Here is a 10,000-nt window from a genome sequence, read left to right as displayed (position 1 = left end):
ACGCCCCCCGTTCCGACCGGGGCCGAGCCATCAGGCAAAGACGTGAAGCGGTTTCGACTAACCCGCGCCCAATTCGACGACTTCGAGCTTGACGAGCGCCAGTCCCGCCCCGAGAAAGCCCAATTCCCTGGCAGCGCGCTTGGAGAGATCGAGAAGCCGGCCATGACGGCGCGACGACCGGTCATTGACGCGAACCAGCACACTGCGATGGTTTCTGAGATTCGTGACGCGAAGGAGAGTACCGAAAGGAAAGGAATTGTGCACCGCCGTCAGGGCGTCGCGGTTATAGCGTTCACCGCTCGCGGTCCGCCGCCCGTGGAACCGGTCGCTGTAGTAGGAAGCCATACCTACGCTACGGTCTCTTTTTTCATGCTTCTCATGAAGCGGTTTGGCCTGAACCAAATGGCAGCTGGCCGCCAGCACGAGCGATAAAACACCCTGCGCTATCTTGCCGTTCACTTGCATCAGTCGACCTCCTGCAAGAGCTTCGTTGGGATATTGCGGCCGCATGATAAACAACACCCGCGACCGCAGGCAACCTTCGAGACAATCCCTTATGACTGCCTTGGCAGACGGAACGCCCCGACGGGTCACCGGCAGACGATCAAGGATATGGCATAATTCCTGGTGCACACAGCAATCATCACCATCCATGGGGAACCCACAGTATCCGGCGCTCGACGAACGTACCCTCTGTGCGCTCGCCGTCAACGTCATCAATACCGAGGCGGCCGCGATAAGCGCTTTGGCCGACCGCATCGACTCGAACTTCGCCGCCGGTTGCCGGCTGATTCTTGGCTGCCACGGCCGCGTGGTCGTCACGGGCATGGGCAAATCCGGCCATATCGGCGGGAAAATAGCGTCGACCCTCGCCAGTACCGGCACGCCGGCATTCTTCGTCAATCCCGGAGAAGCCTGCCACGGCGATCTGGGCATGATCACCCGCAATGACGTCGTGCTGGCGCTGTCCAATTCCGGCGAAACGGCAGAGCTTCTGACCATCCTGCCGCTGATCAAACGGCTCGGAATCCCGCTGATCGCCATGACGGGCAACCGACTTTCAACGCTGGCCCGCCAGTCCAGCATCCACCTCGACACCGGCGTCCAACAGGAGGCCTGTCCGCTGGGACTGGCGCCGACCTCGAGCACGACCGCCGCGCTGGCCATGGGCGACGCACTGGCCGTCGCACTGCTCGAGGCGCGAGGCTTCACGCGGGAGGATTTCGCGTTTTCCCATCCCGGCGGCAGTCTCGGCAGACGCCTCTTGACTTTCGTCCGTGACATCATGCATACGGGAGACGATACCCCCGTCATCGGCCTGGAGGCCAGCGTGCGGGATGCCCTGCTGGAAATGACGGCGAAGAAGCTCGGCATGACGGCGATCGTCGATGGCGCCGGTACGATTCAAGGCGTATTCACGGATGGCGATCTGCGCCGCCTGCTGGAAAAAGCCCAGGACATCCACGCAACCCCGATCACCGCGGTGATGACCCGATCCTGCGTGACCGTCGAAGGCAGCCTGCTCGCCGCCGAAGCCGTCCGGATCATGGAACAGAAGCGGATCAACGCTCTGCCGGTCGTGGAAAACGGGCGGCTGATCGGGGCGATCAACATGCATGATCTCCTGCGTGCGGGGGTATTGTGAGCAATCCGGACACACGTCGTTACCCCAGCGCGGAACACCCTTTCGAAGCAAGCCGGGAGGTTCTGGCCCGCGCCGCGGCCATCCGGCTGGTGATTTTCGATGTCGATGGCGTGCTGACCGACGGTACCTTGTTCTTCGACCTCCAGCGAATCGAATACAAGGCCTTCCACACCCGGGACGGCCTCGGCATCAGGCTGCTGCGGGAAAGCGGGGTCGAGGTCGCGGTGATTTCCGGCCGCGAATCCGAAATCGTCCGGCGCCGCATGGAGAGCCTGGGCGTCAGGCACTGCTTCCAGGGCTGCGAGGACAAACTCGAGGCCTTCGGCCGGCTGCAGACGGAATTGGGACTGACTGATGCCCAGATCGCCCACGTGGGCGACGACCTACCGGATGTCCCGCTCTTCCGGCGGGCGGGCCTTGCCGTGGCGGTGGCGGATGCCCATCCCGTGGCCGCCAAACGGGCCCATTGGCTGACAGCCCGCAACGGTGGCAATGGTGCCGCGCGCGAAGTCTGCGACCTGATCATGCATGCTCAAGGCACGCTCGATCTGGCGATGGCGAGGTTCCTCTGATTACCCCGACGCGCCAGCAGATCGCCGCGACCGCTCTGCTCGCTCTGGTGGCACTGGGCAGTACCTGGTATGCGCAAAGGATCAAGCCCAAAGAAGACGGCGAAGCGAGTGCCGAACAAGGCACCGTCGACTATTTCTCCATCAACATCCGGCGAACTTCGCTGGATGAAAGCGGCAAGGCGAGGAATTTACTGGTGGCGCCGGTCCTCACGCACTACATCGACGACGACCGCACCGACTTGAAGGCGCCGGTATACACGATGTTTTCGAAAGAGGACAATCCCCCGTGGGTCGTTTCCTCCGAACATGGCACCCTCCGTCCGGACGGGACCATCGCCCTGGAAGGCGCGGTGCTGATCCAGCGGGAGGCAGACCGGAATGGCCGGGCGATCCGGGTGATGACCAGCAACGCCGTGGTCGATCCCAAGCGGGACTACGCCGAGACCGCCGACCATGTCGAAGTCGTCAGCGATCCCGATTTCCTCTCCGGCGACGGTGCCCAGGTTCACTTCGGCGATCAACTCAAAATCACCATTCTCTCCAATGTCCGCAGAAAACATGACGTGCGCTAGAACCAGAACGCTCGGCACCCTTGCGCTGGCCTGCCTCTGGCCTGGCCTGACATTCGGACTTTCCAGCGACGCCAAGCAGCCGATCTACATCGAGGCCGATACCGCCACCTACGACGAAGCCACCGGACAGACGGTATACGTCGGCCACGTGCGTTCGACCCAGGGTAGCCTGATCGTGGACTCGGACAAGATGATCGTCTACCAGAAGGAAGGAAAAACCGAAAAGGTCGTAGCCTGGGCGAACCCGGTCCGTCTGAAGCAGACGCCGGACGGCGGGAAGGAGGACATCCACGGCACCGGCCAGCGTGCCGAATATTTCCCGGAAACCGGCATTCTCATCCTGTACGACAAGGCCGTGGTCTGGCAGGGTGGCGACTCCACCGAAAGCGACAGGATCGAGTACGACAGCCACAAGAATTTCGTGAAGGCGGGCGATCCGCAGTCGAACAAATCACGCGTGCGCGTCAAACTGGCACCGAAGGCCGAAGCCGGGAAACCGAAGTAAGCCGATGAGCACCCTGATTGCAGAAAACCTCGGCAAACGCTATTACCGGCGCACCGTCGTCGATGGCGTCAATCTCTCGATCGATACAGGCGAAATCGTCGGCTTGCTCGGTCCGAACGGCGCCGGCAAGACGACCAGTTTCTATATGATCGTCGGACTGATACGGCCGGACCAGGGAACCATTTCGATCGACGGGCGCCCTATCACTCACATGCCGATGCATGCGCGGGCGAGACTGGGTCTGGGCTACCTTCCTCAGGAGCCGTCGATTTTTCGCAAGTTGACGGTTGCCGACAACCTGCGGGCAGTGCTGGAGTTCCGTCCGGATCTGACGCGCGGACAGCAGGAGTTGATCATCGAAGAGCTGCTGGAAGAATTCAGTATTTCCCACTTGCGGGACCAGCGCGCCGCAGGACTGTCCGGTGGCGAACGGCGGCGGGTGGAGATCGCTCGCGCTCTCGCCTGCGAACCTCGCTTCATGCTGCTCGACGAGCCTTTCGCGGGTGTCGACCCGATCAGCATCATCGACATACGCAACATCATCGAACACCTGAAAAACCGGGGAATCGGAATTCTGATCACCGAACACAACGTGCGCGAAACCTTGGGGATCTGCGACCGCGCCTACATCCTGGCCGCGGGAAAGGTCATCGCCGAAGGAAATGCCACCGAAATCGTGAACAATCGCGAGGTCCGACAGGTCTATCTGGGAGACAATTTTTCACTTTGAAACGGCTTTAATGTCGCAGCCGCAATGCGTTAACATAAGCAATAATCGCACCACACAGAAAGACAGCGCGTTAGACCAATCATGAAACAATCACTGCAACTTCGGCTGGGGCAGCAACTGGCCATGACCCCCCAGCTGCAGCAGGCCATCAAGCTGCTGCAGATGTCCACGCTCGAATTGCAACAGGAAATCCAGCAGGCCCTGGATTCCAACATGATGCTGGAAATCACCGACGAGGAAGAGCCCGTCCTGAACGCTGTGACCGAGGAGCCGCCGCTTGCCGCTGCCGAACCCGCCTACGCCGAGCTCCCCGATCTCGACACCCAGACCACCATCCCCGACGAACTGCCGGTCGACTCCTCCTGGGAGGACGTTTTCGACGGCATGCACAATTACACGCCCAGCAACGCGGCAGAGCCGGAGAACGAAGATTTCCTGGGACAGCGGGGCAAGGGACAAAGTCTCCAGGATTACCTGCTCTGGCAGATGGAGCTCACCCCCTTCACCGAGCGCGACCATGCGATCGCAACCGCCATCATCGATGCGGTGGACGATGACGGCTATCTGGATGCCACCGTGGAAGAGATCACCCAGGGGCTGAGCTCGCAACTCGAAAACCTCGAACAGGACGAAGTCCGGGCGGTTCTGCACCGCATCCAAAACTTCGATCCACCCGGCATCGCTGCGGAAAACCCGGCCGACTGCCTGCGCATCCAACTGCAGCAGATGCCCGAGAACACCCCCTACCGCGCCCAGGCCCTCGAGCTGGTCCGCCATCACGTCGACCTGCTCGCGAAGAAGGATCTCGTCAGGCTCAAGAAAGCGCTGGAGCTCGACGACGACGAGCTGGCCGAAGTGATCCGTCTGGTCCGGTCCCTCGACCCGAAACCGGGCCGCGCGGTGGAACCGGACGACTACCAGTACATCATCCCGGACGTCTTCGTCTATCGGCAGGGAACCGAATGGGCCGTCGCCCTCAACCCTGAAATCGCTCCCAGACTGCGCGTCAACCCCTATTACAGCGGCCTGATTCGGCGAGCGGACAGCAGCTCCGACAACGTGACCATGCGCAATCATCTGCAGGAAGCGCGCTGGTTCATCAAGAGCCTGCAGAGCCGCAACGAAACCCTGCTCAAAGTGGCGCGCGCCATCGTAGACCGCCAGCGCGAGTTTCTCGAGATCGGTGAAACCGCGATGAAACCCCTGGTGCTGCGTGACATTGCCGAAGAAGTCTCCATGCACGAATCGACGATTTCGCGGGTAACGACCCAGAAATACATGCACACGCCCAATGGCATCTACGAATTCAAGTATTTCTTTTCGAGCCACGTGTCCACGGATTCCGGCGGCGAATGCTCGGCCACTGCGATCAAGGCGTTCCTCAAGGAAATCGTGAGCAAGGAAGACGCGACCCGTCCCTTGAGCGACCATGCCATCGCCGGCATGCTGAAAGACAAGGGCATCAACGTTGCGCGGCGAACCATCGCCAAATACCGTGAAGCGATGGGCATTCCACCGTCCAACGAAAGAAAGCAGTTGTTCTAAGCGCCACTCAAGTTCCGACATCGGGGAAATCTCATGCAACTCAGCATCAGCGGACACCATATCGACGTCACCGACGCCCTGAAAAACTACACTATCGGGAAATTCCGGAGACTGGAACGCCATTTCAACCAACTGTTCGACGTCCACGTCATCCTGTCGGTGGAGAAACTGCTGCAGAAGGCCGAAGCCACGGTCCAGGTGGCAGGCACGCAACTGTTTGCCGAAGACGTCCAGGAAGACCTGTATGCCGCCATTGACGGCCTCGTCGACAAACTGGACCGCCAGATCCTCAAGCACAAGGAAAAACTCAATGACCACGGCCGCCCGTAACGGAGCCGTCACCGCCCGGTGATACTTTTTCGGAGCATTGGCACGGCAAGGTCCGGAAAGCCCCAAAATGCGGCTCATCATCGTCAGCGGTTTCTCGGGCTCGGGCAAGAGCATCGCCCTGGACACACTGGAGGATTGTGGCTACTACTGCATCGACAACCTGCCTGCGCCCCTGATCGAGCCGTTTCTCCAGCAAGCCATCGCCTCCCGGTCGAGCGCGTTCGACAAGATCGCCATAGGCATCGACGCCCGCAACCAGAGCGCCAATCTCACCGGCTTTCCCGACATCCTGGGCAGAGCCCGGCAGCTGGGTGTGGACTGCCGGATCCTGTTTCTCCAGGCCGAGCCAGAAACCCTGCTCAAGCGCTTCAGCGAGACCCGGCGCAAACATCCGCTCACCGACGCCTCGGTCCCGCTGGCCGAAGCCATCGAGCTGGAGAGACACCTGCTGGAACCGGTGCTGAGCCGAGCCGATCTCCACATCGACACCACCTATACCACTATCCACCAGCTGCGCGAACTGGTCCGCCAGCGTGTCGGCATCCCCAGCGGCGGCCTGATGTCGCTCTGCCTCCAGTCCTTTGGCTTCAAGCACGGCGTGCCGATGGATACCGATTTCGTGTTCGACGCCCGCTGTCTGCCCAATCCGCACTGGACAGCCAGCCTGAGGCCGAAGACGGGCAAAGACCCGGAAGTCGTCGCTTTCCTGGCGGAAAGCGCGGACGTACATGATTACCTGAACCACCTCACGGCGTTCCTGGAACGCTGGATACCCTGCTTCCTGGCGGAAAACCGCAGCTATCTCAACGTATCGATCGGCTGCACCGGCGGCCAGCACCGCTCCGTTTATCTGGTCGAAGCACTGGCCGGACGGCTGAACAGCGACCGCTACAACCTGCTGGTGCGGCATCGGGAGCTCCCCGAACCGGCCGAGGAGAGCCACGGCACCAAGTAAGCGCTCCTCGCTCGCATAAATCCTCCCGCGCCGTCGGCGCAGTAGCCAGAAATCCGTCCATGTGAGACGATCCGAGCTTGCGCCGTCGGACATCGTCTCTGACGGCGTCTTCATCGATAAACCTCAAAAAACTATGGAAGGAAGGAGCCGAGATCCCATGAAGGTCTTCTGCGTACACCCCAGTCCTCTCATGTACACCAAGGTCTTCCTGCGCCTCGAACCGCTGGGCCTGGAACTGGTGGCTGAATCCTTGAGGCGCGCCGGACACGACATCCGGCTGATGGACCTGCAGGTGGAGTCACACGCCGACTTCCTGCGTGAACTGGACACCTGGCGCCCGGACGTCGTCTGCTTCTCCCTCAACTACCTGGCCAACGTTCCCGAAGTCATTGACCTGGCCAAGACCGCCAAGAGCCGGTTGCCGGAATGCTTCACCTTCGTCGGCGGCCACAGTGCCTCATTCGTTGCCAAAGACTTGCTGGACCATGGGGAGGGCCTACTCGACTGCGTGCTGCGGGGCGAAGGCGAAGCCGGCGCACCCAAACTGCTGGAAACCCTCGCCCGGCGCGGCAACATCGACGAGGTGCCCGGCGTGGTCAGCCTGACAGGCGAGGGGCCGCCGCCCGGCTTCACCGATAACCTGGACGAGCACCTCCCGGCCCGTGACCTGCTGAAGTACCGCCGCAAATATTTCCTCGGCACCCTGGACCCTTGCGCTTCCATCGAATTCAGCCGGGGTTGCCCCTGGGACTGCAGCTTCTGCAGCGCCTGGACCTTCTACGGCCGCAGCTATCGTGTAATGAGCACCGAGCGCATCATGGAAGATCTTCGACGCATCAAAGAGCCCGGCATCTTCATCGTCGACGACGTTGCCTTCATCCAGGCCCAGCACGGCATGGAAATCGGCGAAGCCATCGCCCGCGAAGGCATCAGGAAGCAGTACTACCTGGAGACCCGCGGCGATGTCCTGCTGCGTAACAAGGAGGTCTTCAAGCTCTGGAAAAGACTGGGCATGGAATATATGTTCCTCGGCGTCGAAGCCATCGACGCCGAAGGTCTGCAGAAATTCCGCAAGCGCGTCAGCCTCGGTAAGAACTTCGAGGCACTGGAATTCGCCCGTTCCTTGGGAATCACCGTCGCCATCAACCTCATCGCCGACCCCGACTGGGACAGGGAACGCTTCGAGGTGATCCGCCAGTGGTGCATGGAAATCCCGGAGATCGTCAACATCAGCGTCAACACGCCCTACCCTGGCACAGAAAGCTGGCACACCGAATCCCGCCAGCTCACGACCCGCGACTACCGCCTGTTCGACATCCAGCATGCCGTTCTCCCCACCCGGCTTCCTCTGCCCGAGTTCTACGGCGAACTGGTGAAAACCCAACAGGTGCTCTACAAGAAGCACATGGGCTGGGCCGCGGCGCGCGACACCCTGAAAATCCTCGGCGGCCATTTGCTACGAGGGCAGACCAACTTCCTCCGGAGCCTCTGGAAATTCAACAGCGTCTTCAACCCGGAGTTGCAGCTGGCGGACCACCGTCAACCGGTGAAATACCCGATGACTCTGCCCCCCACCCCCACGGAACAAAAAATCGAGGCAAAGACCCTGTACGTCCACCGCAGCCAGGGCCGCAAGAGCCGCGCCCTGGACGATGCCACGGAAAAATTCGTGGACGAGGGGCGGATGGGAGCGGCGACCGGTTGACGACGCACGCCCGGAGATATGCCGGTCGCCCGTCGCCACCGCACCAGCCCCTAACATCGATCCGCCCGGCGGCGCCCCTCGTCTTCAGCCGTTCTGATGACGAAACGGACGGTCCGGCACCGTTTTGTGTTCCGGCTAAATTCCCGTTGGGGCGGAACAAGTTTATTCTTTGCAATCACAACCAGATCTGAATACTCTTCAGAATGATTCCGATACGAAAGTGTATCGGCGATGCTGCAACCCGAATCCGCCCCCGCTACAGACCGCACCCGGGTTCTCACCCAGGCGATCGTCGAATCGGCCCGCCGCTGTCGGCCAACCGTGCCGCCTGGACGCATCCCTCCGACTACTCGGCGACCCAGGCCCTTGCCGAGAACGCCCGGCAAGCCGGCATCGAAACCATCCGCTACGAATCGGTCCGCGATCCCGGCGGATTCTGCCTGGCCTTGCTGACGCCCGAAGCTTTCAAGTCGGCACCCGATCCCTTCCGGAACAACCGGCAGACCTGGAACCTGAATCGCCCCGGGTTTTGAGGAGGCTTTGACTCTAGAGAGAATGAAGCCATGAGCAAAGCCAACAAGTATTCCCCCGAAGTCCGTGAACGTGCCGTCCGCCTGGTGCAGGAGCACCGTGGCGAGTATCCGTCACTGTGGGCGGCCATCGAATCGATTGCCCCGAAGATCGGCTGTTCGGCCAACAGCCTGCGCACCTGGGTACGCACGCATGAGATCGATGCCGGCCTGCGCGCTGGCGTGACGACCGACGAACGCGAACGCCTCGAGGCCCTGGAGCGTGAGAACAAGGAGCTGCGCAAGGCCAACGAGATACTGAAGCTGGCGAGCGCGTTTTTCGCCCAGGCGGAGCTCGACCGCCGGCTCGAGTCCTGACCGACTTCATCGACCGGCACCGGGACAGCCACGGGGTCGAGCCGATCTGCAAGGTCTTGCGGATTGCCCCGTCCGGGTATTGGCGCCATGCGGCGCAGCAGCGCGACCTCCGCCTGCTTCCCGCGCGTGCCCGGCGCGATGCGGTTCTGATGCGAGAAATTCAGCGGGTCTGGCACGCCAATAGGTAGGTGTATGGCGCCGACAAGGTCTGGCGCCCGTTGAACCGCGAAGGTATCCAGGTCGCCCGTTGCACGGTCGAGCGCCTGGTGAAGCGGTTGGGGCTGGCCGGTGTGCGGCGCGGCAAGGTGGTGCGCACCACGGTGCCCGACCACGCCGCCCCATGCCCGCTGGATCGGGTCAGCCGGCAATTCAAGGCGGCTCGTCCCAATCAGCTGTGGGTGTCGGATGTCACCTCCGTCTCGACCTGGCAGGGCTGGTTGTATGTGGCCTTCGTGATTGACGTGTTCGCCCGTCGCACCGTGGGCTGGCGGGTCAGTCATTCAATGCGGACCGACTTCGTCCTGGACGCACTGGAGCAGGCCCTGTACGCCCGG

11 protein-coding genes, 1 pseudogene and 1 other annotated feature are annotated in these 10,000 nt (G+C 61.6%); of the genes and pseudogenes, 11 read left to right on the top strand and 1 reads right to left on the bottom strand.

Going from position 1 to position 10,000, the window contains the following annotated elements; translation table 11 throughout:
• Positions 1–57: 57 nt before the first annotated feature.
• A complete protein-coding gene (locus H156_RS0102065) occupies positions 58–465 on the bottom strand; it encodes a septal ring lytic transglycosylase RlpA family protein (RefSeq protein WP_010960077.1) in 408 nt (135 codons plus the stop codon).
• A gap of 187 nt (positions 466–652) precedes the next feature.
• Between H156_RS0102065 and H156_RS0102060 the strand changes: the two genes are divergently transcribed.
• The 11 genes and pseudogenes from H156_RS0102060 to H156_RS16590 form a co-directional block, all read left to right on the top strand.
• A complete protein-coding gene (locus H156_RS0102060; RefSeq protein WP_010960076.1) occupies positions 653–1,645 on the top strand; it encodes a KpsF/GutQ family sugar-phosphate isomerase in 993 nt (330 codons plus the stop codon).
• Entirely contained in the window at positions 1,642–2,217 is a 576-nt protein-coding gene (locus H156_RS0102055) for a KdsC family phosphatase (protein WP_010960075.1), read from the top strand. The genes H156_RS0102060 and H156_RS0102055 overlap by 4 nt, the downstream gene beginning before the upstream one ends.
• A gap of 47 nt (positions 2,218–2,264) precedes the next feature.
• Positions 2,265–2,789, top strand: coding sequence for an LPS export ABC transporter periplasmic protein LptC (gene lptC, locus H156_RS0102050; RefSeq protein ID WP_017364161.1), 525 nt, complete (start codon positions 2,265–2,267; stop codon positions 2,787–2,789).
• On the top strand, positions 2,776–3,294 hold the full coding sequence (lptA, locus tag H156_RS0102045; RefSeq protein ID WP_017364160.1) for a lipopolysaccharide transport periplasmic protein LptA: 519 nt from the start codon (positions 2,776–2,778) through the stop codon (positions 3,292–3,294). The genes lptC and lptA overlap by 14 nt, the downstream gene beginning before the upstream one ends.
• Positions 3,295–3,298: 4 nt before the next feature.
• The gene (gene lptB / locus H156_RS0102040; RefSeq protein WP_010960072.1) at positions 3,299–4,024 is read left to right on the top strand and encodes an LPS export ABC transporter ATP-binding protein; all 726 of its coding nucleotides are present in this window, start codon (positions 3,299–3,301) and stop codon (positions 4,022–4,024) included.
• Positions 4,025–4,105: 81 nt separating this feature from the next.
• Positions 4,106–5,569 (top strand): RNA polymerase factor sigma-54, encoded by a 1,464-nt coding sequence (locus H156_RS0102035; protein WP_010960071.1) that lies wholly within the window; start codon positions 4,106–4,108, stop codon positions 5,567–5,569.
• Between the two features lie 33 nt (positions 5,570–5,602).
• On the top strand, positions 5,603–5,899 hold the full coding sequence (gene hpf / locus H156_RS0102030) for a ribosome hibernation-promoting factor, HPF/YfiA family (RefSeq protein ID WP_010960070.1): 297 nt from the start codon (positions 5,603–5,605) through the stop codon (positions 5,897–5,899).
• A gap of 67 nt (positions 5,900–5,966) precedes the next feature.
• On the top strand, positions 5,967–6,854 hold the full coding sequence (gene rapZ / locus H156_RS0102025) for an RNase adapter RapZ (protein ID WP_010960069.1): 888 nt from the start codon (positions 5,967–5,969) through the stop codon (positions 6,852–6,854).
• A gap of 157 nt (positions 6,855–7,011) precedes the next feature.
• Positions 7,012–8,559 carry a hopanoid C-3 methylase HpnR gene (hpnR, locus tag H156_RS0102020; protein WP_017364159.1) on the top strand — a complete coding sequence of 516 codons (1,548 nt, stop codon included), beginning with the start codon at positions 7,012–7,014 and terminating at the stop codon, positions 8,557–8,559.
• 203 nt (positions 8,560–8,762) lie between these two features.
• Positions 8,763–9,092 (top strand): RES family NAD+ phosphorylase, encoded by a 330-nt coding sequence (locus H156_RS16365; RefSeq protein WP_017364158.1) that lies wholly within the window; start codon positions 8,763–8,765, stop codon positions 9,090–9,092.
• A 30-nt stretch (positions 9,093–9,122) separates the two neighbouring features.
• Positions 9,123–10,000 (top strand): annotated as a pseudogene (locus H156_RS16590) (IS3 family transposase); the annotation flags it as partial.
• Positions 9,401–9,517 (top strand) — a sequence feature (AL1L pseudoknot). Its footprint overlaps the pseudogene before it by 117 nt.

This window comes from Methylococcus capsulatus str. Texas = ATCC 19069 (assembly GCF_000424685.1).
Lineage (GTDB): Bacteria > Pseudomonadota > Gammaproteobacteria > Methylococcales > Methylococcaceae > Methylococcus > Methylococcus capsulatus.
This window is presented reverse-complemented; position numbering and strand designations above follow the sequence as displayed.

Bases quoted from the DNA above. Each gene is read 5' to 3' on its own strand.
- H156_RS0102065 (WP_010960077.1), bottom strand. From the start codon at position 465: ATGCAAGTGAACGGCAAGATAGCGCAGGGTGTTTTATCGCTCGTGCTG.
- H156_RS0102060 (WP_010960076.1), top strand. From the start codon at position 653: ATGGGGAACCCACAGTATCCGGCGCTCGACGAACGTACCCTCTGTGCG.
- lptA (WP_017364160.1), top strand. From the start codon at position 2,776: ATGACGTGCGCTAGAACCAGAACGCTCGGCACCCTTGCGCTGGCCTGC.
- lptB (WP_010960072.1), top strand. From the start codon at position 3,299: ATGAGCACCCTGATTGCAGAAAACCTCGGCAAACGCTATTACCGGCGC.
- H156_RS0102035 (WP_010960071.1), top strand. From the start codon at position 4,106: ATGAAACAATCACTGCAACTTCGGCTGGGGCAGCAACTGGCCATGACC.
- hpf (WP_010960070.1), top strand. From the start codon at position 5,603: ATGCAACTCAGCATCAGCGGACACCATATCGACGTCACCGACGCCCTG.
- rapZ (WP_010960069.1), top strand. From the start codon at position 5,967: ATGCGGCTCATCATCGTCAGCGGTTTCTCGGGCTCGGGCAAGAGCATC.
- hpnR (WP_017364159.1), top strand. From the start codon at position 7,012: ATGAAGGTCTTCTGCGTACACCCCAGTCCTCTCATGTACACCAAGGTC.
- H156_RS16365 (WP_017364158.1), top strand. From the start codon at position 8,763: ATGATTCCGATACGAAAGTGTATCGGCGATGCTGCAACCCGAATCCGC.